Origin of the sequence: Acinetobacter sp. CIP 102136 (assembly GCF_000369685.1) — a bacterium.
GTDB classification, from domain to species: Bacteria; Pseudomonadota; Gammaproteobacteria; order Pseudomonadales; family Moraxellaceae; genus Acinetobacter; species Acinetobacter fasciculus.
Map to the genome: position 1 here is coordinate 92,083 of NZ_KB850140.1, position 26,144 is coordinate 118,226.

20 protein-coding genes and 5 pseudogenes are annotated in these 26,144 nt (G+C 40.9%); 5 read left to right on the forward strand and 20 right to left on the reverse strand.

All coding sequences use genetic code 11. The features are described from left to right. Window positions 1-78 precede the first annotated feature (78 nt). The 15 genes and pseudogenes from F893_RS00665 to F893_RS00735 form a co-directional block, all read right to left on the reverse strand. Window positions 79-339 (reverse strand): PDDEXK family nuclease, encoded by a 261-nt coding sequence (locus tag F893_RS00665; RefSeq protein ID WP_005249560.1) that lies wholly within the window; start codon window positions 337-339, stop codon window positions 79-81. A 36-nt stretch (window positions 340-375) separates the two neighbouring features. Continuing rightward, window positions 376-1,257: an IS982-like element ISAba9 family transposase gene (locus tag F893_RS00670; RefSeq protein ID WP_004282326.1), complete on the reverse strand. Its 882-nt coding sequence runs from the start codon at window positions 1,255-1,257 to the stop codon at window positions 376-378. A gap of 82 nt (window positions 1,258-1,339) precedes the next feature. Next, window positions 1,340-1,552: pseudogene (locus tag F893_RS00675) on the reverse strand (heteromeric transposase endonuclease subunit TnsA); the annotation flags it as partial. 832 nt (window positions 1,553-2,384) lie between these two features. Continuing rightward, window positions 2,385-3,335: an IS481 family transposase gene (locus tag F893_RS00680; protein WP_005249562.1), complete on the reverse strand. Its 951-nt coding sequence runs from the start codon at window positions 3,333-3,335 to the stop codon at window positions 2,385-2,387. A gap of 320 nt (window positions 3,336-3,655) precedes the next feature. Continuing rightward, window positions 3,656-4,147 carry a GNAT family N-acetyltransferase gene (locus tag F893_RS00685; protein WP_004280918.1) on the reverse strand — a complete coding sequence of 164 codons (492 nt, stop codon included), beginning with the start codon at window positions 4,145-4,147 and terminating at the stop codon, window positions 3,656-3,658. Continuing rightward, window positions 4,137-4,403 carry a type II toxin-antitoxin system TacA family antitoxin gene (locus F893_RS00690; RefSeq protein WP_034435748.1) on the reverse strand — a complete coding sequence of 89 codons (267 nt, stop codon included), beginning with the start codon at window positions 4,401-4,403 and terminating at the stop codon, window positions 4,137-4,139. Before F893_RS00690 ends, F893_RS00685 begins: the two co-directional genes overlap by 11 nt. 689 nt (window positions 4,404-5,092) lie before the next feature. After that, on the reverse strand, window positions 5,093-6,931 hold the full coding sequence (gene glmS / locus F893_RS00695; protein WP_005249563.1) for a glutamine--fructose-6-phosphate transaminase (isomerizing): 1,839 nt from the start codon (window positions 6,929-6,931) through the stop codon (window positions 5,093-5,095). 11 nt (window positions 6,932-6,942) lie between these two features. After that, window positions 6,943-8,307, reverse strand: coding sequence for a bifunctional UDP-N-acetylglucosamine diphosphorylase/glucosamine-1-phosphate N-acetyltransferase GlmU (gene glmU, locus F893_RS00700; protein ID WP_005249564.1), 1,365 nt, complete (start codon window positions 8,305-8,307; stop codon window positions 6,943-6,945). 20 nt (window positions 8,308-8,327) lie between these two features. Then, on the reverse strand, window positions 8,328-8,849 hold the full coding sequence (locus F893_RS00705) for a phosphatidylglycerophosphatase A family protein (protein WP_005249566.1): 522 nt from the start codon (window positions 8,847-8,849) through the stop codon (window positions 8,328-8,330). Next, window positions 8,827-9,744 carry a thiamine-phosphate kinase gene (gene thiL / locus F893_RS00710; RefSeq protein ID WP_005249567.1) on the reverse strand — a complete coding sequence of 306 codons (918 nt, stop codon included), beginning with the start codon at window positions 9,742-9,744 and terminating at the stop codon, window positions 8,827-8,829. The genes F893_RS00705 and thiL overlap by 23 nt, the downstream gene beginning before the upstream one ends. Window positions 9,745-9,761: 17 nt before the next feature. Next, complete coding sequence (gene nusB / locus F893_RS00715; protein WP_005249568.1) at window positions 9,762-10,211, reverse strand: transcription antitermination factor NusB; 450 nt, start codon at window positions 10,209-10,211, stop codon at window positions 9,762-9,764. A gap of 4 nt (window positions 10,212-10,215) precedes the next feature. Beyond that, window positions 10,216-10,686 (reverse strand): 6,7-dimethyl-8-ribityllumazine synthase, encoded by a 471-nt coding sequence (ribE, locus tag F893_RS00720; protein ID WP_004280926.1) that lies wholly within the window; start codon window positions 10,684-10,686, stop codon window positions 10,216-10,218. 18 nt (window positions 10,687-10,704) lie between these two features. After that, window positions 10,705-11,820: a bifunctional 3,4-dihydroxy-2-butanone-4-phosphate synthase/GTP cyclohydrolase II gene (gene ribBA / locus F893_RS00725; protein ID WP_005249569.1), complete on the reverse strand. Its 1,116-nt coding sequence runs from the start codon at window positions 11,818-11,820 to the stop codon at window positions 10,705-10,707. Between the two features lie 398 nt (window positions 11,821-12,218). Then, a complete protein-coding gene (locus tag F893_RS00730) occupies window positions 12,219-13,730 on the reverse strand; it encodes an acetaldehyde dehydrogenase ExaC (RefSeq protein ID WP_005249570.1) in 1,512 nt (503 codons plus the stop codon). Between the two features lie 345 nt (window positions 13,731-14,075). Beyond that, the gene (locus tag F893_RS00735; RefSeq protein WP_005249571.1) at window positions 14,076-15,038 is read right to left on the reverse strand and encodes an alpha/beta hydrolase; all 963 of its coding nucleotides are present in this window, start codon (window positions 15,036-15,038) and stop codon (window positions 14,076-14,078) included. A gap of 293 nt (window positions 15,039-15,331) precedes the next feature. On the opposite strand from F893_RS00735, the gene F893_RS00740 reads away from it, so the two are divergent. Further along, on the forward strand, window positions 15,332-17,032 hold the full coding sequence (locus F893_RS00740; RefSeq protein ID WP_005249572.1) for an NAD-dependent malic enzyme: 1,701 nt from the start codon (window positions 15,332-15,334) through the stop codon (window positions 17,030-17,032). A gap of 550 nt (window positions 17,033-17,582) precedes the next feature. On the opposite strand, the gene F893_RS00745 is transcribed toward F893_RS00740, so the two are convergent. The 3 genes and pseudogenes from F893_RS00745 to F893_RS00750 all read right to left on the reverse strand — a co-directional run bounded on the left by F893_RS00745 (window position 17,583) and on the right by F893_RS00750 (window position 18,374). Further along, complete coding sequence (locus tag F893_RS00745) at window positions 17,583-17,819, reverse strand: VF530 family protein (protein ID WP_005249573.1); 237 nt, start codon at window positions 17,817-17,819, stop codon at window positions 17,583-17,585. 153 nt (window positions 17,820-17,972) lie between these two features. Next, window positions 17,973-18,098: pseudogene (locus F893_RS17800) on the reverse strand (IS4 family transposase); the annotation flags it as partial. Window positions 18,099-18,182: 84 nt separating this feature from the next. Beyond that, entirely contained in the window at window positions 18,183-18,374 is a 192-nt protein-coding gene (locus F893_RS00750; RefSeq protein WP_005105075.1) for a hypothetical protein, read from the reverse strand. Window positions 18,375-18,580: 206 nt separating this feature from the next. Between F893_RS00750 and F893_RS17230 the strand changes: the two are divergent. Together F893_RS17230 and F893_RS00755 are read left to right on the forward strand one after the other, a co-directional pair. After that, window positions 18,581-18,736, forward strand: a pseudogene (locus F893_RS17230) (IS982 family transposase); the annotation flags it as partial. Window positions 18,737-18,844: 108 nt separating this feature from the next. Then, window positions 18,845-20,617 (forward strand): alkaline phosphatase D family protein, encoded by a 1,773-nt coding sequence (locus tag F893_RS00755; protein WP_004280933.1) that lies wholly within the window; start codon window positions 18,845-18,847, stop codon window positions 20,615-20,617. A gap of 44 nt (window positions 20,618-20,661) precedes the next feature. Here the strand turns inward: F893_RS00755 and F893_RS18425 are convergent. After that, window positions 20,662-20,874: pseudogene (locus tag F893_RS18425) on the reverse strand (hypothetical protein); the annotation flags it as partial. A gap of 70 nt (window positions 20,875-20,944) precedes the next feature. Here F893_RS18425 and F893_RS18465 point away from each other — a divergent pair. Then, window positions 20,945-21,034, forward strand: a pseudogene (locus F893_RS18465) (IS982 family transposase); the annotation flags it as partial. A gap of 16 nt (window positions 21,035-21,050) precedes the next feature. Here the strand turns inward: F893_RS18465 and ppk1 are convergent. Next, window positions 21,051-23,129 carry a polyphosphate kinase 1 gene (gene ppk1, locus F893_RS00760; RefSeq protein ID WP_005249574.1) on the reverse strand — a complete coding sequence of 693 codons (2,079 nt, stop codon included), beginning with the start codon at window positions 23,127-23,129 and terminating at the stop codon, window positions 21,051-21,053. 393 nt (window positions 23,130-23,522) lie between these two features. Here ppk1 and F893_RS00765 point away from each other — a divergent pair, with 393 nt between their 5' ends. Further along, window positions 23,523-25,985, forward strand: coding sequence for an ExeM/NucH family extracellular endonuclease (locus F893_RS00765; protein WP_200004097.1), 2,463 nt, complete (start codon window positions 23,523-23,525; stop codon window positions 25,983-25,985). Window positions 25,986-26,144 lie beyond the last annotated feature (159 nt).

A 26,144-nucleotide genomic window follows, 5' to 3' on the forward strand; every position in this document is an offset into this window, starting at 1 on the left:
AGCGTTAGATTGGCTTACACCATTAGAGAAATTTGCTCAGCTTGTTGATTATCATAAGACTTTTCAAACTGTCGCACCTCATGTTTGAATTCGCCCAAGATACCAAGGGATATTTTCTTTCTGCCAATAGCGTCTTTCTAATTCGAGACTTTCAAGAATATTTAAATTTTCTAATTCAGTATGAGAAATAGCTCTGATGACATAAACAGGGGGAGCATTAGCAGCTTCACTGAGAATAAAAAATGTAGAAACTAGGGTTTGTGCAATACCATTTTTCATTGGATGATAAAGGGAAAAAGTACGCGCCAAATCCTCAGTTTCTTTTAAATTCAGTGGCATTTGTTCTCGAATATCTTTGATAAAAATACGCCAATCTCAACTTAAAATAAGATTTTCGAATTGAATTGGTGAATGACCAAGCTTTTTATTTAGCACCACACAAATTGTATGCGACAGAATTTTACGAGTTATGCGGTGGGTTAAATGCCATAGATCTTTTGCCCTCACTTTCTGAATGTGAAAGCGATCTGTTAATTGACCAATCACTGTTTCAATCTTTCTTCTGGCTTTCATCAGTATTTGCAGTGTCTCTTTAGGTCTGAAATCTATCATGTTTTTTCTAAAGGGTGTTTGTAAATCAATACCCTGATATTCATAATATCGTTTCAATTCTGGTCTTAAATAGCCCTTATCTGCTCCCAGTAAACCGTAAATATCATTCGTAATTTCAGGTGCAACATCTCGCTCATCACAATGAGCAGGTGCAAAGGTATAACCCGAAATCATGCCTGAAAGATTAATGACGATATGAGCTTTGAAACCATAATATTTTTCTTGTTTTGCAGCACAATAACTAAAACCTGCGTATTCTTTAAAGTTTTTATGCTTTCTAGCTCTGGTATAACTACAGACAGGGAGTGGGAAGCCATCAATAAAGTGAATGTTATCTGAACCATAACGCTGAATGAGCTGTGCCATAATGGATTGACTGACATGCCACAGGTTTGCACAATGTTTACAGAAATTGGGATAAGATCCTAATTTTGGAAACCATTCTAACCAATTGTTTTTGAAATACATCCAAATATTTTTGTCTGTATCTAAACCAAGAAATTCACCTACTATTTGCATAGTGATGATTTCTGCATCAGTAACAGCAGGCGGAAAACCACGAGTTCTCAGGGGCTGAGTAACAACAATGGGATAAAGTTCTTCTATGATTACATAGACAAAAATGATAAATTCTTCAATGGACATAACTTTGCTTTAATTTCTTGGTGGAAACTAAAATAGGGTTATGTCCTTTTTATTTCAATCACTTAAAAAGTTGAGATTGGGGTATAAAAATATTTCTATCTAAAATCAAAAAAACAGCGAGCTCTAAATCTGAAAACAAGTGATGAGTTCGACCGGTTTTATAGCCATATACTCGACTTGAGCGGTTGTTTAGGGATTTATTATCCTTAACTGTCAAGAAGGGTTTGTAGGTATTTAGAAAGCCTTGACCACGTCCTTCTTTTATCCATTTTAGTTGTTGCTCTTTGGTTAACATATTTTTTTAACCTGCTTTAGTATGTTTTTGAGCATATCATTAGGTTTTTTATTATTCAATATGGTATGTATCTTTATTACTTTTTATCTATAGTTTATATTTTTGTTTTTATATTTTTTAATTCAAATTATTGATATTTATAGTTTAATTATATTTATTTTTTGGATTTTTAGTTTATTTTTAAATGTTTCATCTTATTGTGAGCAATTTAAAAAAATAAAGTTCCATTCTTTGCTTTTGAAAGTATGATTTTTAATCCCAGTGAAAACTCTAGAATAAAATGAGCCGCTATTGAGTTTTTTGGTAACCAAAAGATTAATTTTCCTAGGATTTTTTATTAATCAGTTTGAGAAAAAACTGACTTTTCCTCATTATTTTTTCATAAATAAATGTTATGCATGAATAGGTAATCAGTGGGGACGTATTAAGATCTTTTACCTCAACGAGCGTGTACTGTTGGAGTTGCCGTCAAAGATAACCGATTATTTGTTGAGATAGTGCTATCTCTCGGGTATTTCGTGGAGGCGCTTACCTTAGCACTTTGCACTTTTGTGGATTTTAGAGTCATACAGGCTTGGTGTATGACAGAGAACTTTTGAAGTATTATCCTATGATAGTGATACTGAATATGCCATGCGAGACTAAACAATTGTGAAGGCTCATCAACACCGTACCGGAAAAAAGATCAGGCGATCGATCGGGCGCAGTAAAAGTGGTTTAAGCATCAAAATTTATGCCCGTACTGATGCCTTAGATAATCCAGCAGGATTTTATCTCATTGCCGGGTAGGCTATGGCCTAAATGGAGCTGATGTGCTGCTGTGGACTTATTATTAGGTGTTTAATCCCGGCATTTGATGGATCGGATCAATCTTAAAAAGTTCAGGTTCATCTGTCCACTGTTTGCAGATCAATTCGTAGGGAGTCAGGCCCCTGAGTGGTTTGAGTCTGCGGCCGAAGTTGTATGCAGCAATAAAATCAGCAAGGTAAATGCATAGCTGAGTGTGATCGTCGTAATGGAACCGTTTGACAGTAGCTTCTTTAATCGTTCGGTTCATCCGCTCGACCTGTCCATTAGTCCATGGATGCTTGACCTTGGTAAGACGATGTTCAATGCCACATTCAGTACAAATCCGATCCAAGATGTGCTCAGAGGCGTAGCGATCACAGGTGCGGTTCGTGAACTGGATGCCGTTATCTGTTAGCACCGTATGGATTCTATAGGGCACAGCCTTAACCAGATTGCGCAGGAACTCCGCGGCTGCCATCTTACTGGCTTTAGTATGCAATTCAGTGAACGCGAACTTGGAAGTGCGATCAATGGCAACGAAGAGATAAAGTTTACCCTGTGCTGTTCGCATCTCAGCGATGTCGATATGAAAGTAACCAATGGGGTAGCTCTTGAAGCGCTTCCTGACAGAGCGATCACCTTGTACCTCAGGCAGTCGTGGAATACCATGCCGCTGCAAGCAGCGGTGTAACGACGAGCGTGTCAGATAAGGAATACTCGGCTGCAATGCATAAAGGCAATCGTCTAGCGGCAACAAAGTGCGTTTTCGAAAAGCAACAATTGCCGCCTCATCTTCAGGTGATAACACGCTTGAGCGAGGATTCTTTGGCCCGGTTGTAAGATCATCTACTGAAGTACGTTTCTTCCATTTTGCGACGGTCTTTTGATTGATGCCGTAACGCTTGGCTAGCGTTCTTAAGCTCTCTTGACTATTTTGTATTGCTCGACGCACTGCCTGTGTCGTTGTGGCGCTGCTGTGTAGAACTTGTCCCATAGTGCTTCCTTCCATTTATCTGAGAATATTGCACCATTAAAATCTGGGACTAAACACCTAGGTCAGACTTGGTTCATGGATAAACTTACAATTTCCAGATTTGAGCTATTAATACAATCCATAAGATAAATGGTCAAATCATGATGCCGTCAAAAAGTAACCCTGCTGATTAGTATGATTAATCTCTTTATAAAGTAAGACATTTAATCAAGAACTTTTTACCAAGCTTAAGCGGTATCGAGGTATTGCAAATTGCTGAATAAGTCTGCGACCTATTCTTGTTCGTAATCTACTAGTCACTCCTGTTGCTAGTAGGCCATTTAATTAAAATTAGGTATTTCACTCATTGGATATATTAATGTTAATGGATTTGATGTTAATGAAATAAAGCCAAAACGCTGATAAAATTCCATCGCTTTTTGATCCTTGGCATGTATTACAACAAAATTTACACCAATAATCTGAGCAACTTTTGAAACTTGTTTAAGCGCATGTGCTAAAAGCACTTTTCCTATTCCTCGCCCCTGAGCTGTTTGATCGACGGCAAAGCGACCTACAACTACACAAGGGAGTGGATAACGAGGTAATTGTTGAATGAGAACAGCATCAACCCTATCAAATCCTATAGAGGTACTTGATAGATAATAAAATCCTCGCACCTGCTGTGTATCATCATCAATAGCAACATAGGTTTTACTTGTTCCTGATTTCTGATGTTGGGATGCGTATTGTTTTATGAATTTATTTAAATCATCTTGCCCACAATTAAATGATTTTTTCTGATGATGGTCTTGTAAAACCTCAATTTTCATCCAATAAACTCATTAATTTTTTCATCTCATCATTTGCAGGGCGTGGATTTTCAAGCAAATTCATTAACATATCACGATCAGTATTATTTACTTTTAACTCGTGATTAGATTTAAGTAATTCTTTTGCTCGTTCAAATGAGGATTGGATCATAAAGGAACTCACACTAAGACCCAATAAATTCGCAGCTTGCTCAATTACATTCTTTGCATCTACAGTTGAACGAACATTTATTCGTTCTGTTGCTAAGTTAGCCATATTTTTCACTAATTTGTACATCAGTATGATGTACAAATTATAGCAGATTAAGGTAGTAGTTTAAGATTCAGATTTGCATATTTTGTTTTGAAATATTTGAATAGAAAATCAGTGGTTTAATATGAACCAAAATGAGTGGGATGGTTTGAATAACAATAGGTGGTAGGTTTACATAAGAATACGCAAGGTATTCACACGCTATGACAAATTGGCTCAAAATTTCGCTGTCATCAATCTACATTGCCTAAATCATGATCTGGCTTAATTGATGGCATGCCTTTGTGCTTTAGTTGACTGTTCTTTGAGCAAGTAGCGTATGATGTGTTCCCATTTGATACAAACTTAATTATAAAAATACAAACATTAAATTCAAATTTTTTATTATCTTATTTTATTATTATATGGAAGTAATAAAGTTTCATCCTTTATTGCGCATAAGCATTTGTTTTTATTGGTATAAAATTTATATTATATTTATTAAAGTATCATACTGTAGGCTAGTCTAGTCTAAGTATAATTCTATTAAAATAAAAAAAGTTTCATACCAAAATTCCAATATACTGAAAATAATGAATATATTTTCTTTATTTTAAAATTGGTATGAAACTTTATTACTGAGTATGATTTTTTATTACCTAGTATTTAACTTTTTTACTCAAAAACACACACCAGCCTTGATTCAATTTTAATTATTCTACGGTGACCGATTTTGCCAGGTTACGTGGCTGATCTACATCCGTACCACGTAATACAGCTACATGATAAGAGAGTAACTGCACCGGGATGCTATACACAATCGGTGCCAGCACTGCATTGACTGACGGAATATGTACCACATGCTGGCGTTCTTTGGCTTTAATGCCGCTGTTTTCATCAGCAAACACAAATAGCTCGCCGCCACGTGCCTGAACTTCTTCCATATTGGATTTAAGCTTGTCCAGCATGTCATCCTGTGGCGCCAGAATTACCACCGGCATGTCATTGTCGACCAGTGCCAATGGCCCGTGTTTCAGCTCACCTGCAGCATAACCTTCAGCATGAATATATGAAATTTCTTTCAGTTTGAGTGCACCTTCCAGAGCGATCGGGAAATGCGTACCACGGCCCAAAAACAGGCAATGCTGCTTCTCAACAAACAGTTCAGAGAGACGTAAAATTTCATCGTCATGACGCAAGGTATCCAGAATCACTTTAGGCGTATGCCAAAGTTCTGTGGTGATCTCCGTCATTTGTTCTGTGGAAATCGTATTTTTTACAGAACCGATTTTCAGTACCAACAGCATCAATGCAGCAAGCTGGGTGGTAAAGGCTTTGGTTGAAGCTACACCAATTTCAGGACCTGCCAGCGTCAACAGACTATGCTGAGTTTCACGCACCATCGAAGAGGTCGCCACGTTACAGATGGTCATCGTGGTAATGTCCAGGCCTTTGGCTGCTGCACGTTTTTGCGTATCACGTAATGCAGCCAAGGTGTCGGCCGTTTCACCAGATTGGGAAATACACACATACAGCGTATTGTTCACAATCACCGGCGTGCGATAACGGAACTCGCTGGCAATTTCGACTTGGCAAGGCAGGTCAATCAGCTGTTCAAACCAATATTTGGCGATCATGCCGGCATGATAGCTGGTACCACAGGCAATAATCTGGATTTGCTGAATTTTTGAAAAGTCTTGTTCCGCACTAGCAAGAAAATCTTCACGCAGGTCATTGCCATTTAAAGCTTGGGAAATGGTCTGTTTAATCGCTTCAGGCTGCTCATAAATTTCTTTGAGCATGTAATGCTTGTATTCACCTTTAGACGCATTGCTGACCGCAGCATCCAGTTCCTTGACCGGACGATCGACCAGTTGACCATCGACAAAGACTTCAATGCTGGTGCGGGTCAAACGGGCAATGTCACCTTCTTCCAGGTAGATAAAACGGTTAGTAATTGGAAGTAAGGCTAATTGATCGGAACTAATGAAGTTTTCACCAATCCCGACACCAATCACCAGTGGAGAACCTTCACGCACGGTAATCAGTTCATCCGGGTGGTCAGTATGTACGATACCGAGTGCATAGGCACCTTTCAGTTGCGGAACCACCTGGCGTACAGCGTCTAACAGGCTTGGGGTAGATTTCAGCGCATCATTGATCAGATGGGCCACCACTTCAGTATCAGTCTGTGAGGTAAACACATAGCCCAAAGCTTCAAGATCATCTTTGAGTTCCTGATAGTTTTCGATAATCCCGTTATGGACCACTGCTACATTTTCAGAAATATGCGGATGGGCATTTTCTTCAGTCGGTTTGCCATGGGTGGCCCAGCGTGTATGCGCAATGCCGAGTGAACCGCTAATCTGGGATTCATTCACAGCCTGTTCAAGGTTTGCAACCTTACCGACACGGCGTTCACGTAGGACTTGGCTGTTGTTAATGAGTGCCAAACCTGCTGAATCATAACCACGGTATTCCAGGCGTTTTAAGCCTTCAATCAAAATATTGGTAATGCTACGTTCTGCAATGCCACCAACGATACCACACATATTTGTTCCCCTTATTTCTTGATTTTTTGCGGACGTGGATAGTTTTCTTTGGCAAATTGCTTAGAGCGCTCTACTGCCAAACTGTTGTCTTCCACATCACGGGTAATCGTTGAGCCTGCACCCACTGTGGCACCGTTGCCAATTCTCACAGGTGCAACCAATGAACTGTTCGAGCCAATGAAGGCCTGATCACCAATAATCGTTTTAAATTTGTTCGCACCATCATAGTTACAGGTAATGGTTCCTGCACCGATATTAGAACCGGCACCGATTTCAGCATCACCCAGATAGGTAAAATGGTTGGCTTTAGAGCCTAGACCAATCGTTGTATTTTTGACTTCAACAAAGTTGCCGATATGTACTTCATTGGCCAGTTGTGCACCTGGACGCAGTCGTGCAAAAGGTCCAATTTGGGTATCTTCCCCAACGACGGCGCTATCAAAAATGCTATATGGCTGAACCTTGGTGCCAGCTGCAATCTTGGTATTCTTGATAATACAGCCGGCGCCAATTTCAACGTTGTCGCCCAGCTCGCAATCACCTTCCATAATCACATTGATATCAATACGGACATCCTGACCGACAGTTAAATTGCCACGCAGGTCAAAGCGGCTTGGATCAATCAAATGTACGCCTTGCTGCATCAGCTGTTTTGCTTGATAAGCCTGGAACTGACGCTCTAAAGCAGCCAACTGCACACGGTCATTTACCCCTTCAACTTCAAAAGCCTGCTCAGGTTCTACCGATGCAACTTGCATACCATCTGCCAAAGCCATCGCGACAATATCAGTCAGGTAATATTCACCCTGCGCATTGTCATTGCTTAAATTTGGCAGCCATTCATGTAATTTAGCATTGCTGACGGCATAAATACCGGTATTGATTTCCTTGATCTGACGCTGCTCTTCAGAGGCATCTTTATGTTCAACAATCGCTTGAATCTGATCATTTTCACGCACGATACGTCCATAGCCATTGGCATCAGGCAGAGTTAATGTCACTAGGCCGATACTAGTTGTTGCTGTCGCATCGAGTAATTTTTGCAAGGTCACAGGATTAATGCAGGGTACATCGCCGGAAAGAATCAGCGATACGCCGTCGTGAGGCAGGACAGGCAAGGTCATCTGCACCGCATGGCCGGTACCCAGCTGTTCAGCCTGTTCGACCCATTTAATATCCTGTTGTGCAAATGCTGTTTGAACCCGGTCACCACCATGACCATAAATGGTAATAATATTATCTGCGTTTAATTTTTTTGCCGTTTCAATGACATGACCCAGTAAAGGACGTCCTGCAAGGGGTTGTAATACTTTCGGTAAGCTTGAACGCATACGCGTGCCTTTACCTGCAGCAAGAATAATAACAGTCGTTGACATGTTCTAATCCTAAATATGGCTTATGCCACGATGAAGTAAAAATAAAGCAAAATACAAAGAGCAGCCCAAAGGCCGGCAATAATGTCATCCAGCATGATGCCGAAGCCACCGTCGACCTGTCGGTCAATCACACGGATCGGCCAAGGTTTCCAGATATCAAATAATCTGAATAGCGCAAAACCGACGAGCAACCATAACCAGTTCATCTGACCTAAGTAGATCAGTGGCAAAAATGTGATGGATTGTCCTGCAAACTCATCCCAGACGATGCGCCCATCATCATGTACGCCCATAATTTTTGCTGTTTTGTCACAAATATAAATACCAATCAGGGACATGATCATAATCGCCAAGATGGTGTTTGTGAAGCCGATTGCAAGCCAAACTGGTACAAATAATAGTGCAAAAGCGGAACCAGTGGTACCAGGTGCTTTAGGACTTAAACCAGAACCAAAGCCCACACCACAGAACACAATAAAACGTTCTGGCCAAGTCATAGTTTTAAAAAGAATTGGAGGCTTATGCAAAATGTTGATACCCATTAAATTGAAGTGAATGATCTACGCCATCTTTTTCAAAAGTTAAGCCGTGTTTCTGCTGAATTGTGCCGATCATACTAATCGAAACATCAAGTTGTTTTTGCAATAATTTTTCGTAATTTTGCGGGCTTATTGTAAAGCATAACTCGTAATCGTCGCCACCAGCGAGGGCATATTGCCATTTTTGTGCATCGTCTAATGTCTGCAGGGTAGGACTGATCGGTAAGTTTTCGAGTTGCAGCTTTGCACCGACTTGAGAAGCTTTGAGAATATGTCCAAGATCTTGTGCCAAACCATCCGAGATATCAATCATGGTATGCGCCAGACCTTTTAGGGCGGCACCGAGCTGACAACGTGGCGTTGGATAGTCCAGACGTTTCTGTAATGGATGACCAAGATGATTTAAAGCAAAAGCTGCATCACCGACAGTTCCACTGACACAGATCAAATCACCCAGTTTTGCACCCGAGCGTGTAATGGCTTGACCAATGTCCACCCAGCCTAATGCAGTAACAGACAGGGTTAAATGAGGACTTTGAGTGGTATCACCACCGATTAAGCTCACACCAAATTGATCGCAACAATCATATAAACCCTGACTAAAAGCTTTTAGCCAGTCATGATCAATTTGGGGTAGGCTCAATGCGAGTAAAATACTGTGCGGGGTTGCGCCCATCGCGGCAATATCAGATAAATTGACAGCCACAGATTTCCAGCCAATCGCATGCGGATTGGTATTCATTGGAAAATGGCGTCCAGCAATCAGGGTGTCGGCACAGATGACCAGTTGTTGCTGAGGAGGAGGGGTGAGCAAGGCTGAATCGTCACCGACGCCCAGATCGACAGAATGGGCATTCTTGCGATTGAAATAGGTGTCGATAATCGAAAATTCAGCCATACAACGAATCTACGCTATTAGTTAGACTGCTGTTTTTCTGCTGCACGCAAAGTTGTCGCTAAACGATCCAATACACCATTGATGTATTTATGGCTATCGGCACCGCCAAAATGTTTAGCCAGTTCGATTGCTTCATCTAGAACGACGCGATATGGAATCTCAAAATGTTCTTTGAGTTCATATGCACCAAGACGAAGGGTCGCAAGCTCAACACCGTCAAGTGCAGAAAGTTCGCGATCGAGTACCGGGATTAAGAGCGCATCCAATGCTTCATGATTGGCAACCACTTGAGTCAACAATTCATGATAATAGCTCAGATCCACTTTGTGCATGGCATTTTCCACACGCGTACGTGCTTCAATCTCATGCACCGGATTGTGGCTCATTTGCCATTCATAAATTCCTTGTACAGCAAAGCGACGTGCTTTACGTTTTGCTGCATAAGTTGCTTGAAGTGTTTGCGACATAGCGTTAAATAGCCTTTAACAAGTTAACCATTTCAATCGCAGTCAGGGCAGCTTCGCTACCTTTATTGCCTGCTTTTGTTCCAGAGCGTTCAATCGCTTGTTCAATACTGTCCGTAGTGAGTACACCGTTAATTACAGGTAAGCCGGTGTCCAAGCCAACCACGCCTAAACCTTTGGCACATTCGCCTGCAACGAAGTCGAAGTGAGGCGTGCTACCACGAATCACGGCGCCAAGCGCGATGATGGCATCGAAACGATCTGAAGCTGCCAGTTTTTTCGCAACTACAGGAAGTTCCCAGGCACCAGGTGCATGAACAACAGTGATATTATCCTCTGATACACCATGACGTTTCAATGTATCAATGGCACCTTCTAACAGATGTTCAACCACAAAGCTGTTAAAACGACCAACTAAAATCGCATAACGGTCTTCGTTCGCGAGATGTAACATACCTTCAATACGGCGAACTGCCATAACAACCTCGATGATTTCTTAAGATGTTTGTTGTGCGGTGATGTATTCCACCACTTCTAAGTTAAAGCCTGATAGTGCATTGAAACGCAATGGAGAGCTGAGCAGCTTCATTTTTTCAACGCCTAAATCACGCAAAATTTGTGCACCCACACCAATGGTCTGATACTGCTGAGACAGTGCAGAATTTGATTTTACATTTTTTGGTGCTTTAAGTGTATCTAATGCTGGACCCAGATCCTGTAAATGACGTTGGCCAATCCAGACCAAAACACCACGATCACTATTGGAAATTTCTTTCAGGGCACGATCCAGGTTCCAGGCCGGTTCGCCATCCTGTTTTTTCAGTTTGAGCAAGTCGCGGGTCGGGTTAAAACCATGTACACGCACTGTGGTCACGCCATCTTTAGGCTCACCTTTGACCAGGGCCAAATGAATATCCGGGTTGCCCAGTTCACGATAGCGATACAGGTCAAAGCTACCGTATTCAGTATCGATACTTTGCTGATCAATACGCTCAACCGTCTGTTCATTGGTCATGCGGTAATGAATCAGATCGGCAATCGTGCCAATTTTCAGGCCATGCTTTTCAGCAAAGACTTCCAGATCCGGACGGCGCGCCATCGTGCCATCTTCATTAATGATTTCACAAATGACAGATGCTGGTTCCAGTCCTGCTAAACGGGAAAGATCACAACCTGCCTCAGTATGTCCGGCACGGTGCAATACACCACCTGGTTGCGCCATCAGCGGGAAGATATGTCCTGGCTGTACAATATCTGCCGGTTTGGCATGAGCAGCCACAGCAGTTTGAATCGTGTGCGCACGTTCAGCCGGAGAAATGCCGGTAGAAATGCCTTCAGCCGCTTCAATCGACAGGGTGAAATTGGTCCCGTGCTGGGCGCCGTTGGCATCCACCATCAACGGCAGATTCAACTGCTGGCAACGCTCTTTACTTAGAGTCAGGCAGACCAGACCACGTGCATGGGTGATCATGAAGTTGATGTCTTCAGGACGTACGTGTGTGGCAGCAATCACCAAATCGCCTTCATTTTCACGGTCTTCATCATCCATCAGGATGACCATTTTTCCTGCACGGATATCTGCTACAAGCTCTTCAACAGTATTGAGCGGCATCAACCTTCACCTTCTTTTTTGATCTTGATCAGACCGAATCATGACATTATTGGGTACATAGTCTAACGCTTTTTGCGCAATTTTGCCTATGCTTATTGCTTTCCCTCTAGTGGTTCATTGTTATACACAGTCTTGATAAACATGAAAAGCCGACTTTAAATGAAAGCCTGAGCTTTATGCAGGTTTTTTGAGCAATTAAAAAGCATAAAAAATGAGAAACTTAGGTGAAATCAACATAAGCCCAGACATTAAGGCGTTTTCAGAAAGTATTTTAATTTATTGTCAGTCATTCAATGGAATTCTGGACGAACAATGCTGGAAAATTTTACCTAGTATTAAAATTTTAAAAAATATCAGGTTAAAAGCGAACCGAAGTCCGCTTTTAATCATCAGGTTGTTTAGAAGAAACCAGCAGGCTTGGTCGAATAGCTGACTAGCAAGTTTTTAGTCTGCTGATAATGATCCAGCATCATTCTATGGTTCTCGCGTCCAATGCCGGATTTTTTATAGCCACCGAAAGCCGCATGCGCCGGGTAGATATGATAACAGTTGGTCCAGACCCGACCAGCCTGGATGGCACGACCGGCACGATACGAGGTATGTGCCGAGCGCGACCAGACCCCGGCACCGAGTCCGTAAATGGTATCGTTGGCGATCTTGATTGCATCATCGAAGTCTTTAAAGGTAGTCACGGCCAGCACGGGACCAAAAATTTCTTCCTGGAAGGTTTTCATATTGTTGGTGCCCTTAAAGATGGTCGGCTCAATATAGAAACCTTGACCCACTTCCTGACGCGCCTCACCGCCTGTGATGATTTGTGCGCCCTCTGCACGGCCAGTGGCAATACAGCCGAGAATCTTGTCCTGCTGCTCCTGCGAAGCCTGCGCCCCGATCATGGTTTCCGTATCCAGCGGATGCCCGGTTTTAATCCGTTTCACCCGTTCAACGGCACGCGCCAGAAATTCGTCAGCAATACTTTCCTGGATCAGCGCACGCGATGGACAGGTGCAGATTTCACCCTGGTTCAGGGCAAACATGGCAAAACCTTCCAGCGCTTTGTCCAGATAGTCATCTTCCTGATCCAGGATGTCGGCAAAGAACAGATTTGGTGATTTACCCCCCAGTTCCAGCGTCACCGGAATAATATTTTCGGTGGCATATTGCATGATCATCTGACCGACGGCGGTGGAACCGGTAAAGGCAATCTTGGCAATGCGTGGGTTGGTGGCTAGCGGGCGACCGACTTCAACCCCATAACCATTGACGATATTCAGGACACCCGGTGGCAAAATATCCTGAATCAGTTCAGCCAGCACCAGAATGCTGACCGGAGTCTGTTCTGCAGGTTTCAACACAATGCAGTTGCCCGCAGCCAGGGCAGGTGCCAGTTTCCAGGCAGCCATCAGAATCGGGAAGTTCCAGGGAATGATTTGTCCGACTACACCAAGCGGTTCATGGAAATGGTAGGCAATGGTATCTTCATCAATTTCGGAAATGCCGCCTTCCTGAGCACGGATACAGCCGGCAAAATAACGAAAATGGTCAATAGCCAGCGGAATATCGGCAGCCAGCGTTTCACGGATCGGTTTGCCATTGTCCCAGGTTTCTGCCACCGCCAACATTTCCAGATTTTGTTCCAGACGATCTGCAATTTTCAACAGAATATTGGAGCGGGTGGTCGGCGATGCTCTGTTCCATTGTTCTTTGGCTTTGTGCGCTGCATCCAGGGCCAATTCAATGTCTTCTACAGAAGAGCGCGGCACTTTGGTAAAGACTTTGCCATCTACCGGAGAGATGTTGTCAAAGTATTCGCCTTTGACCGGAGCGACCCATTCGCCGCCAATGAAATTATCGTATTGTGTTTTAAATTGAATTTTTGAACCGTCAGTATTGGGGTCTGCATAACGCATAATCTATTCCTTTATATGATTGTTAGTGGTGCAGGTCGAGCGCATGTTGCCGATCAAAAAATATAGGCGCTTCTGCATTCAGCTCTACTATAAAGAGGGAAAAAGACGGGCGGTTGTTTGTTTACAGGCTTGCTACAAAAGACAATATTTGGAGACAAGCAGTAGAAGAATAAAAGTTATAAATTATCAAGTCTTAAATTTAAAAACAAGGGTTTATAGCACTTATAAACCATCGAAAGATTGGCATATTTTCAATGCGCTTAATTACATTTCAACCTAATAAAGATTCAAAAGAAGCCAAGCAGGAGAAATGAGGGTAAGTTTCATTTCTCCTTCCACGTTTATCTAAAGCCCTTTGTCATGCAGCCATTGAAACAGCTGCTGATAAACCTGCTCACGCACAGATTGCTCTGAAAGCACTAGATCATGTAAACCGTCCTGGATACTTTGAACCGTGACATCGCCTTTAATTTTTTTGGCATATTTCTGAATGTCTTTAATCCCTAAAATTACATCGCTGCTCTGTGCGGCTTTACCCCATTTTTTAGGATATAAAGTCTGATGCGAATGCATGATCAATACCGGAACATCGAGCTGAACACCGCGATGAATTTCTTTCTGTGCCTCATGAATGGCACGAATAAAACTGATCCGAACCATCGGATAGCGGGTCTTTTTCCAGTCCAGACTGAAGTCCCATTCGCCTTTTAAATCCTTATGCAGGCTGGTGGCATACCACTTGTTCAGCTCGCTTGGAAATTTAAGATTGGGAAAAATTTTGGCCAGTCTGCTCAGTTGCGGAATGCCAAGCGCACGTTTAATCGGATTCATATTGAAGTCATAAAATGGACTGTTGACCCAAAGTGCTTTAATTAAAGAATGCTGCGGATGATGTGCCGCATACAAGGTCGTGGTCAGGCCGCCGGTAGAATGACCACAGAGCAGGGCAGCATCGTGACCCTCGGCTGCTATAATGTCGAGTGCCTGGGTAATTTCTGCATCATATTCAGCAAGGTCATACACGTTATAATATTTTTGATGCGGCAGAATCGAACGGCCGTATTTTCTCAAATCCAGCGCATAAAAATCAAAACCATGCTGATTAAAGCGCTCTGCCATTTCGGTCTGAAAAAAATAATCGATAAAGCCGTGAATATATAGAACTGCTTTTTTTGTAGGTTGGGCTGCTTTTTTACGGATCAGGGTTGCTACGACTTTGCCCTCATAATCATCGGGAAAGTTTAAGGTCGCTTGCTCATAACCTGTCCCCAAAATATCGGGCTGATAAAGCGGTTGCAGTTCACTCATTGTTATACTCGTTGGTCTTATTAAATTTATGCTTTATCCTTGATGAGCTGAGGTTTTTTGTCAAACAGATCTTGCTGCCGATTTAAATTAAAAATACGAATAGGGATTAATTTTAGAAACCGTCCAAAACCTAGGCTGAAAATGAGTGTTATCAGATTATAAAATCCTGCTACAAGTATTATAAATTTGCTAAATGACCTAACAGCTTAAAATCAGGCTAAGCTATATAAAATAAACAAAGTGATGTGACTATTTTGGCAGAACTGCCGAAGATTGATTAGATGAGTTAAATAATGCCCAGAGAAAATTTGAACAGTAAACGCCCTTTATATATTCCTTATGCTGGAAATACTCTGCTAGAACTCCCACTACTCAATAAAGGCTCTGCATTTTCTGAAGAAGAGCGTAGAAGCTTTAACTTGCATGGCTTGATTCCTCATGTCACCGAGACGATTGAAGAACAAAGTCAGCGTTCTTATCAGCAGTATTGTGCTTTTAGCAGTGATATTAACAAGCATATTTATTTGCGGAATATTCAGGATACCAATGAGACCCTGTTTTACCATCTGATTGAAAATCACCTCAGTGAGATGATGCCGATTATCTATACCCCGACTGTGGGTGAGGCATGTCAGCGCTTTTCTGATATTTATCGCCGTCATCGTGGGATCTTTATTTCCTATCCTGACCGTGATCAGATCGACCAGATTATTCACAATATCAATAAAAAGAACGTGAAAGTGATTGTGATTACAGATGGTGAGCGCATTTTAGGTCTTGGAGATCAAGGCATCGGTGGTATGGGGATTCCCATTGGAAAACTGGCACTCTACACCGCATGTGGCGGGATCAGTCCGGCCTATACCTTACCGATTACTCTTGATGTCGGTACCAATAATCAGCAGTTGTTAAATGACCCGATTTATATGGGCTGGCGTGAACCACGAATCAGCGGCGATGAATACTATGCTTTTGTCGAGACGGTGATTCGGGCGATTCAACAGCGCTGGCCAGATGCCTTAATTCAGTTTGAAGACTTTGCACAGAAAAATGCCATGCCTTTGCTGGAAAAATATCGTGATCGAATCTGTTGTTTTAATGATGATATTCAGGGCACCGCAGCAGTGTCTGTCGGCAGCCTGATTGCTGCTTCGCGTGCAGCAGGTAAACAGCTCAAAGATCAGGTGGTTACTTTCCTGGGTGCTGGTTCAGCTGGTTGCGGGATTGCAGAACAGATCATTAAGCAAATGGTTGCTGAGGGTTTAAGTGATGCTGAAGCGCGTGCACGCGTGTTTATGGTCGACCGCTTTGGCCTAATCACGGAGAATCAGCCGAATTTATTGGATTTCCAGCGCAAACTGGCACAGTCGCTTGAAAATGTAGAAAGCTGGGCAGATGCAGAGAGCATGATTTCTCTGCTAGATGTAGTTAAGCGTGCCAAACCGACGGTATTGATTGGTGTATCTGGACAGCCGGGTTTATTCACTCAGGAAGTGATTGAAGCCATGGCTGAAAATAGTGTACAACCGATTATTTTCCCTTTATCCAACCCGACTTCCCGCGTAGAAGCTGTTCCAGCAGATATCTTGCAATGGACCAATGGCAGAGCATTGATTGCGACGGGTAGCCCATTTGCACCAGTGAATTATCAGGGACAGATTCATCATATTTCCCAATGCAATAACTCTTATATTTTCCCGGGTATCGGTTTGGGTGTGGTTGCTTCAGGTGCGAAACGTGTCACGGATAATATGCTGATGGCCTCGAGTAATGCCTTGGCGGACTGTTCTCCGAAACTGAAAGATCCTCAGGCAGATTTATTGCCGAATCTGGATTGTTTACAGTCAATTTCGAAGCAGATTGCCTTAAAAGTGGCACTTGCTGCGATTGAAGACGGAGTAGCACCGAAAGTCAGTGTAGAAGAATTGCAGCTAGCAATAGAGCATAATTTCTGGACACCGCAATACCGTGATTATCAGCGAATTACCTTTTAATTGTATTGAAGATGGATTCTTATCATCGCTAGTTTTTTTGCGCTAGCCTACTTTCATCTGATTCATTGATGGAATATCAAAAAGCCCTGATCTTTTGATGAGGGCTTTTTTATTGCCGTAGGGGGTACTATGGTCACATCTTGGTTATAAAATCAGAAAGTACTTTAAGAATTTGTTATTGAGTGAAACAAAAATGAAAGGATCATTTAAAAAAATAACATCAACATAAAAAAAGCCCCGATCTTTCGATCAGGGCTTTTTTAGAATCTGGAGCGGGAAAGGAGACTCGAACTCCCGACCCCAACCTTGGCAATAGTCACCGACATAAAATACACTAAATAACATAATTGGTATTTCAATAAACCCTATATATAACAGTTATATAGGGTTTTTATTTTGTGTGGTGTAATTTAAGGTAGAGTAGGGTGCTTTAAGTTTTGGTCACTAATTTTAATATGTAAATCAACAATAATTACCGACATATATATTCTCTTTCTAAGAGTAGTTTACTATTTGGTATAATATTATGATGAGGTTAGGGCTTTGACTGCTACAATTTCTGTTTGGCCTTTTGGCGTAAGACATACAAATATAAGTTTTCTACTTTTTCACGTGCCCATGGGGTGGTACGCAAGAATCGCAATGATGATTTAACACTTGGGTCTATGCAAAAACATCTAATCTCAATTTTACGACTTAAACCTTCAAAGCCACCGTAGTAATCCAATAATTCATCCAAAATGTCAGCAAGTTTTTTACCGTGTAAAGGATCATTGGTGGTGTTCATAATAGATCAATCGTATTTTGGGTGGCCATTATTATAACCTGGGCTAGTTGGAAAACTAGAGAGTTGGAATGTAGGTAATGATGGACTGAATAGCCACCAAAATTCTAGACACACATAACCATATTTTGGACTGCCACTGCTGTCCCACAATTTTTACAAGAGGAAGCTTACGCGAGCTTCCTCTTGATTGATGGAGGCTTTATCGAGTGAAAATAACGCTTTTAAGGTTTTTATTTCAAATAAATTTACTGGAATTATTCTGAGTAAGCGCTGAACTGTATTAGTTCAGAGTTAATCTGATTTTTTATCTTAGGAAAGAAAATTATTTCACCTAACCTTAAAATAATGTTTTTCAGTAACCAGCTAAATTTTTATTTGTTTATAAAGACGCTCTTTAGGGTCTTCATTTGATTTTGTGACTTTATCAGCAAATTTCTTATCTAACATCAAGGCTGCATATGTTTTGTAACCTATCTCCAATCGGTCTACCTTATTTCCTTCTTGTTCAAACTCTTCAATTAATTTATTGACTTTTTTTACGCTGATATCACTCATATCTTTCAACCATTTAATTTGGGGTTCTTTTAATCTAATCTTTAATTATTGAGATTAGATTAAAGTACAAAGCGCATTTAAGGGCTAATAGCTTATGGAGTAATCACCCCAGGTTAATTAACCCGAATCGCGGATAAGAAATAAACTTGAAAAATAAGAGGACTAGAGCCATCAGTTGAGTTACCAAACCTAAAGCTTTAGCCCCGATGTTCAATAGTAACGAATTATTCTGCGTAATTGATGATTTCTTTCTGAAATTTGAAGCAACTTATTGGAAATTTTCTAAATAAAGTCATCAGTCTATAAGAATTCGAATAGCCCAACTCAGCCTCTCAGAAATTAGTTTTATCGTCATTTGGTATATTTAGGACTTGGAAAAATTAGGCTTCATAGAAATGTCATAATTTAGAGATATTAATGTCATCGAACTGGATTAAAAAAGAACAAGAAACCCACAATAGCAAGCTGTTATGACTAAAAAAATATCCAGACGTGAACTGCTTAAGACCTCCATTGCAGGCTTCGGTGCTTTGTCTTTACCCATATCTTTGACCGCTTGTGGCAGTGATGAGGATGCTTCAGATCAAGCTCAGGCACATCCTAAAGTCGCTTTTAAACATGGGGTGGCCAGTGGTGATCCCTTACAGGATCGGATAATTCTATGGACACGCTTAAGTCCGGAAGATGAAAACCTGCGTTATCAGGTGCAGTGGGAAATTGCTGCCGATCAGGATTTTCGCCAGATAATCAATACAGGACAAGTTGAAACCAGTCGGTCGCAAGATTTCACGGTTAAAGTCGATGCGGATCGTCTATCGGCAGGGCAAACTTATTTTTACCGTTTTAAGTGTGCATCGGTATATTCATCTGTCGGTCAAACCAAAACTTTAGCCACGCAAAGCAAGCTGGTGCAATTTGCCGTTTGTTCATGTTCCAATTATCCAGCCGGATATTTTCATATCTATCAGGAAATTGCCCAGCAAGACCTAGATGTGGTGATTCATTTAGGGGATTACATTTATGAGTACGGGATGGGTGGTTATGCGACTGAACAGGCTGCAGCATTAGGCCGAAGTCTGGCTGCAGATAATGCTGAGGAAATCATTAAACTGGAAGACTACCGCAAGCGTTATGCCTTGTATCGAACTGATGCGGACTTACAAGCAGCACATCAGCGTCATCCATTTATTGTGGTCTGGGATGATCATGAGCTGACCAATGATACCTGGGAGCAGGGTGCGGAAAATCATGATGTTTCAGAAGGTGATTTTTTTGCACGTAAGCTGGCTGCTTTGCAGGCCTATTTTGAATGGATGCCGATTCGTCCAGTGTCTGAAACAGATCATTTGAATATTTATCGCCAGTTTAATTTTGGTGATCTGGTTCAGCTGAATATGCTGGATACTCGTATTTTGGCGCGTAACAAGCAATTGCAATATGCTGACTATCTTACCGCGACAGGACTAGATGCCAATAAATTTCAGACAGATTTGCTCAATCCGACGCGTACCTTGTTAGGACATACACAACGTGAATGGATACTGAAACAACTCAGCCAATCGAATGCCGTCTGGAATGTGCTGGGTCAGCAGGTGCTGATGAGCAAGATGCTAATTCCGGCCGAAATTCTGGCTGTTTTGGGGCAGATCACCAGTGGTCAGGCCACTGCAGATGTGTTGCTACAAGTGCGTCAGATGCTGACAGAACTGGTAGGCCTAAAAATACGCTATCTGCAAAATGATCCAACTTTGACAAAGGCAGAATTAGCCAGAATACTGACTGTTGTGCCTTATAATCTTGATGCCTGGGATGGGTACGTCGTGGAGCGTGAGGTGATTTATACGGCTTGTAAACAGCTGAATAAAAAACTGATTGTACTTGCAGGAGATACCCATAATGCCTGGAACTCCACTTTGAGAGATCAAGCCGGCAGTACAGTCGGGGTAGAACTAGCGACCAGTTCAGTTTCATCACCGGGTATGGAGAAGTATTTGCAGATTCCCTTAGCCCAGTTACAGGAATTTGAAATGGCATTTACTACGCTAATTGATGAGCTGAATTATTGTAATTTGAATCAACGCGGATACTTGAGTGTTGCATTTACCCCGGATCAGGTACAGGCGAACTGGATTTTTATCGATAGCATCCAGAATCGTAGTTATCAGGTTGATCAAAGCCGTGCGTATCAGCTTCAATTAGATCATGAATTAAATGAAATCAAACCGTTAAAGCAAACTGCCTAAGCTGCTTAGAGTTTAAATATCCGGGCCAATGCCCGGATATTTTTTTATAACATTTCATCCCTATAGCTATCAATATCCAGATGTTTGATCGTATTTGCAATACTGATGCTCATATTTTAGTAGCCGCGTATATAATCCGGCAAAGTGAATTAATTGCTGTTTTAGTTCGGCATACCGAGGATCATGGCTTGAATAAAAACGTAATTTTAGTCGTAGCAGGCAGGTTTTTTATAAGCCCAAAAACAGATTTTATGTAATGGGAACAAAAATCATGGCAGCCAAGGCCCAAGGAATTAAGAGCTTGGCTTTGTCCCTGATTCCGCGGATTTTAATTTGGGGATTTACGCATTGTTATGTGCATATCAACTCACCCATCAAAATAAGCCAAAAATTCTAATTATAGAATCAGTGGCTTAAACAGGATTCGGGTTAATTAAGATGTATGGTTTAATAAGTGCTGTTGTGCGATATACATGGGCTTATCCAAACTTGGTGTACATTGAATCCATGTTCCATCTGCTTGAAGCTCCCATGCACGGCGGTTATCTTGAAGATAATTCATTAAGCCATCTTGCAGAATTTGTTTACGAAGTTTTTTATCTTCGATTGGGAAACAGGTCTCGATGCGAGAGAATAAATTACGCCCCATCCAATCTGCACTGGCGCAATAAAGCTTGTTTTCGCCCTGATGGTAAAAATAATAAACCCGGGTATGTTCTAAAAAACGTCCCACAATTGAGCGGACTCGAATATTTTCAGAAAGCCCTTTCACTTGTGGGCGTAAGCAGCAAATTGAACGGACAATCAAATCGATTTGAACGCCCGCTTTAGATGCCCTATATAGGGCATCAATTAGTTGAGGTTCAGTTAAGGCATTTACTTTAATAATAATCTGCGCTTTTTTGCCTGCTTTGCTATTTTCAGTTTCAGTTTCGATGAGTTCAATCAATTGAGAATGCAGAGTAAATGGTGCATGAAAAAGTTTTTTCAATTTGACCATTTTCCCCATGCCTGTGAGCTCCTGAAAGACTTTATGGACATCTTCACAAATATCAGCATCACTGGTCAGTAGTCCATAATCAGTATAGATTTTGGCATTCATTGCATGATAGTTACCTGTGCCTAAATGAACATAACGTTTAATTTTGTCTATTTCACGACGCACGATCAGAATCATTTTGGCGTGGGTTTTATAGCCAACGATCCTATATACAACAACCGCCCCAGCTTCTTGTAATAGATTGGCAACTTCGATATTTGACTCTTCATCAAAGCGAGCACGTAATTCAATCACTGCTGTGACTTCCTTACCATTTCGTGCCGCTTCAGCAAGGACTTGCACAATTTCAGAATGTACACCACTCCGATAAAGGGTTTGTTTTATGGCTAACACATGTGGATCATGGGCTGCCTCTTTCAGTAGCTTAATGACCGGAGCGAAAGAGTGAAAAGGGTGATGTAATAAAACATCTCCGGTTTTTAATACCTCAAATATGGATTTTTTCCCATACAACACTTTCGGTAATTTTTGTACATGGGGAGGAAAACGTAACTCTGGCAAATTGAAGTTCGATATAAAGCGCGCCAGATTAAGCGGGCCGTCAATACGATAGAGTTGCTCTTGCTTAAGATCAAATTGTCCAAGTAAATAATCAATAATATTTTCAGGGCAATTTTTAGTCACCTCAAGTCTTACAGCCCGACCAAAGCGCCGTGAGGATAGTTCATCTTTTAAGGCAATTGCTAAGTCTTCAACATCTTCTGAGATAGTTAAATCTGCATTACGTGTGACCCGAAATTGATAACATCCAGTGGTGGTTACCCCTGGAAATAACTCATGAAGATGTTGCTGAATAATGGCTGAAAGTAGAATGTAGTGTTCATCCTCGCCAGAAATACTATTAGGTAACTTTACTAATCTAGGTAATGATCGTGGTGCGGGAACAATCGCCAAATCAATTTTTCGTCCAAATGCATCTTTACCTTCTAGGGTTACAATGAAATTTAGACTTTTATTCACTAGCCGAGGAAAGGGGTGGGCTGGATCTAAACTGATAGGTGTGACCACAGGTCGAACTTCATTATGGAAATAGTCCTTAATCCATTCTTTATGTTTTTCGAGGATGTCACCATACTGAATGAAATGAACACCATGTCCTTGCAGTTGTGGTAAGAGATTATAATTAAGTATTTTATACTGTTCTTCGACAGCTTCGTGTGCAAGTTTGGAAATGGTGGTGACTATATCTGAGAGGAGTGAGTTATCTGGACGAGCTCTAGCATGATCTGAAAGTTCAATTTGTTGCATTAAACTGGCAACTCGTATTTCAAAAAACTCATCCAGATTACTTGAAAAAATAATTAAAAAATTTAATCGTTCAAGTAAAGGGTATTCAGTATCTTTCGCCTGTGCCAACACCCGCTTATGAAACTCAAATAGTGAGAGCTCTCTATTTATATACTTTTTTAACGGATGTGATGAAGAGTTTGAAGACACATTTAAGGTAGTCATTTATGGCTCTTATAAAGTCAGATTGCAGCGCTGAAGGAAGCTAATAGAAAATTCTTTAAAGCCTTTGAAAGAGGTTAATTGACTCTTTGTAAATAAAAAAATGACTAATTCTGTAGAAAGGCTAAGAATTAAACTTTATTCAACTAAGCATTCTGTGACTGTTTCATGACATATTTATGACATCGTACTGTATTGTTATTTCATCTGGGTAATATTCAGACTTTTATCTGAATTTAGAAGAAAAGGGGCAACGTTGATTTAAACCGGGACAACTTGGGGGCTTAATGAGAAAAATTCTAGAAAAGCGATTTCACTAAAACTGTCATCAGTTATTCATAGTGATGTCATGTATAAAAACTAAGCTATTTTGAATTTTAACAACTGTTCAAAATCATTATGAATATAAAACCAAAAATATTGAGTTTAAGTTTAATACTTATGGGGTGCTCGTTTTCTGCACATGCACAATTAATGTTTAGTCAGTATATAGATGGTACATCTAATAAAAAGGGTTTGGAAATCTATAACCCTGACAGTTTAACAGTGAACTTAGCTGATTATGAGATTCAACAATTTACTAATGGTTCAACCACGAAATCTGCGACTTTTCAATTAGAAGGTTCATTGGCAAGTAAAGCAAAATACATTATTGGTCGAACAGAGTTGCAGGCAGTAATTGGTAATAAAGTCAATCAAGTGGCAGGACTTGCATTTAATGGAGATGATACCTTGGTCCTGTTTTATAAAGGTACTCCAATAGACCGTTTTGGTCGTGTGGGAGAGGATCCAGGTACTGGTTGGGGAGTGGGTTTTAGTAGTTATCAAAATAGTTTGTCACGTACTAAAACTTCAAATAATGTAACTTCAATTGATCCTGCAACAGCATTTGAGTTAGAAAGCGAATGGTCTAAATGGTCTGATCGAAATGAGTTTTCCCAGTATTTAGATACAAGCGCGCCTATAACCTCCCCCGTTACTCCTATCAGTTGTAATACAGCAGATACGGCGATTGCGGACCTACAATCTGCCGCAGAAAATCAACCATATGTTGTTCGTGGTGTTATTACCGCAGACTACCGTTATGACAATGGTTTTTCTGGTTTTTATATACAAACGCCCGATAGTAAAGCCAAATCCAATTTAAGTAATGCTATTTTTGTCTATCTTCCTGCAAGTAGTAAAATCACTGGAGGAAAAGTAGGTGAAGAGGTTATTTTAAAAGGTCGTTTAACCTCATATCAAAACCAACTCCAAATAGATCAACTTGATCAAAATATTCAAACCTGTCATACACAAGCATCCAATACAGTCACGGCACAGGCACTTAATTTACCGTTTACCAGTTTGACGGAGATAGCAGGAAATGTACCTAAACGCTATCAAGGGATGCTGGTTAAAATCCCACAAACTTTAACGATAAGTGAAAATTACAATTACGGTCGTTATGGTGAGCTATCTTTAAGTTTAGGTCGCTTGTATATTCCAACTAATCTATATCCTGCAAAATCTGCTGAAGCAGTTGCATTAGCCCAGCAAAATCTGCTTTCTAAAATTATCTTGGATGATGGCTATAATAATCAAAATAGAACACCATTACTTCCGCAAAACTTCAATGCCATAAATACATTAAGAACAGGTTCTGAACTGAAAAATGTTGAGGGGATTTTAGAATATCGTTTTAATGCATGGCGAATTCAACCGATACAGGGGAAGGTACAACCTGAAATTATCAAGGATACTAATTTACGTCCTTCAACGGTGATTCCAAAAGATGTTAAACAAATTCGCGCTGCGGCTTTTAATGTCTTAAATTATGATAATGGTTCAGAAAAAGGTTTCCCAACAGAACGTGGTGCAAGCTCAGAAACTGAGTTTAAGAAGCAACATCAAAAAATTGTCAGTGCTTTAAAAACAATTGATGCCGATGTGTATGGGTTAATGGAAATCGCAAATAATGGTTTTGATGATAAAAGTGCAGTGGCATACTTATCGCAAGCCTTAGGTGCAGACTGGAAATATGTCATTCCAACCCAAATGACAAAATTAGGTACAGATGCAATTGCAGTTGCGATTATCTATAACAGTAAGCGCGTAAAACCTGTAGGTGAGCCTGCAGTTTATGATGATCAGACTGAAAAGAACCGTGTCACCATGGCGCAAAGTTTCCAATCTGTAAATGGTGGAAAAATATTTACGATAGTACCCAATCACTTAAAGTCGAAAGGCAGTTGTCCTACCGATAAAACTCTGGCCGATGCTGATCAGGGTGATGGTCAAGGTTGCTGGAATGCAACACGTTTAACTGCAGTACAAGAACTTATGCAGTGGATTGCAAAAAATCCAACACAAGTGGCTAAACCAAATTATTTGCTGGTCGGTGATATGAATAGTTATGCTAAAGAAGATCCGATTTTAGCATTAGAAAAAGCCAATTATAAAGTCTTGCTCAATGACGAAAAAATTGGACAAGGTAAAACAGCCTATAGTTATGTATTTGGTGTTGCAAGTGATGCCAATGGCAATGGGGGCGCAGGAAACCTAGACCATGCAATTGCTGATGCAGACTTATATCCAATGGTGAAACGCGCTTTTGCTTGGCACATCAATGCTGATGAGCCGACGGCCTTAGACTATAACGAAGAATATAAAACAGATGAGCAAATTGCAGCATTCTATAGCGATGATGCATTCCGTTCTTCCGATCATGATCCTGTAATTGTTGATATGGATTTAAACGAAAATATATCGAGTAATCCTGATACAGGAAAAATAAGCGGTGGCAGCATGGGGATCTGGTCAATGTTAACCTTAACGGGCCTCGTTTTAGTTTCCATGATACGCAGACGTAAATTTTGATATGAGTTCATCGACTGTAAATTAAGAAAACTGACGAAATAAATTTAATCTATAAGGGGAAATTTCATATTTCTCCTTATTTTATTGAGTGCTTAAAAAATTAGCCAAGCAATAATCAAACATATGCTTATTCAAAATTTATAATTTAAGCTTGGGGCA

Excerpts from the sequence above, each read along its gene's own strand:
- glmU (WP_005249564.1), bottom strand. The coding sequence starts at position 8,307 with ATGTCAACGACTGTTATTATTCTTGCTGCAGGTAAAGGCACGCGTATG.
- ribE (WP_004280926.1), bottom strand. The coding sequence starts at position 10,686 with ATGGCAGTTCGCCGTATTGAAGGTATGTTACATCTCGCGAACGAAGAC.
- F893_RS00750 (WP_005105075.1), bottom strand. The coding sequence starts at position 18,374 with ATGAGTGATATCAGCGTAAAAAAAGTCAATAAATTAATTGAAGAGTTT.
- F893_RS00665 (WP_005249560.1), bottom strand. The coding sequence starts at position 339 with ATGCCACTGAATTTAAAAGAAACTGAGGATTTGGCGCGTACTTTTTCC.
- ppk1 (WP_005249574.1), bottom strand. The coding sequence starts at position 23,129 with ATGACTACCTTAAATGTGTCTTCAAACTCTTCATCACATCCGTTAAAA.
- F893_RS00745 (WP_005249573.1), bottom strand. The coding sequence starts at position 17,819 with ATGAACACCACCAATGATCCTTTACACGGTAAAAAACTTGCTGACATT.
- F893_RS00705 (WP_005249566.1), bottom strand. The coding sequence starts at position 8,849 with ATGGGTATCAACATTTTGCATAAGCCTCCAATTCTTTTTAAAACTATG.
- F893_RS00755 (WP_004280933.1), top strand. The coding sequence starts at position 18,845 with ATGACTAAAAAAATATCCAGACGTGAACTGCTTAAGACCTCCATTGCA.
- thiL (WP_005249567.1), bottom strand. The coding sequence starts at position 9,744 with ATGGCTGAATTTTCGATTATCGACACCTATTTCAATCGCAAGAATGCC.
- F893_RS00740 (WP_005249572.1), top strand. The coding sequence starts at position 15,332 with ATGCCCAGAGAAAATTTGAACAGTAAACGCCCTTTATATATTCCTTAT.
- F893_RS00690 (WP_034435748.1), bottom strand. The coding sequence starts at position 4,403 with ATGGCTAACTTAGCAACAGAACGAATAAATGTTCGTTCAACTGTAGAT.
- F893_RS00730 (WP_005249570.1), bottom strand. The coding sequence starts at position 13,730 with ATGCGTTATGCAGACCCCAATACTGACGGTTCAAAAATTCAATTTAAA.
- ribBA (WP_005249569.1), bottom strand. The coding sequence starts at position 11,820 with ATGCCGCTCAATACTGTTGAAGAGCTTGTAGCAGATATCCGTGCAGGA.
- F893_RS00680 (WP_005249562.1), bottom strand. The coding sequence starts at position 3,335 with ATGGGACAAGTTCTACACAGCAGCGCCACAACGACACAGGCAGTGCGT.
- nusB (WP_005249568.1), bottom strand. The coding sequence starts at position 10,211 with ATGTCGCAAACACTTCAAGCAACTTATGCAGCAAAACGTAAAGCACGT.
- glmS (WP_005249563.1), bottom strand. The coding sequence starts at position 6,931 with ATGTGTGGTATCGTTGGTGGCATTGCAGAACGTAGCATTACCAATATT.
- F893_RS00735 (WP_005249571.1), bottom strand. The coding sequence starts at position 15,038 with ATGAGTGAACTGCAACCGCTTTATCAGCCCGATATTTTGGGGACAGGT.
- F893_RS00670 (WP_004282326.1), bottom strand. The coding sequence starts at position 1,257 with ATGTCCATTGAAGAATTTATCATTTTTGTCTATGTAATCATAGAAGAA.
- F893_RS00685 (WP_004280918.1), bottom strand. The coding sequence starts at position 4,147 with ATGAAAATTGAGGTTTTACAAGACCATCATCAGAAAAAATCATTTAAT.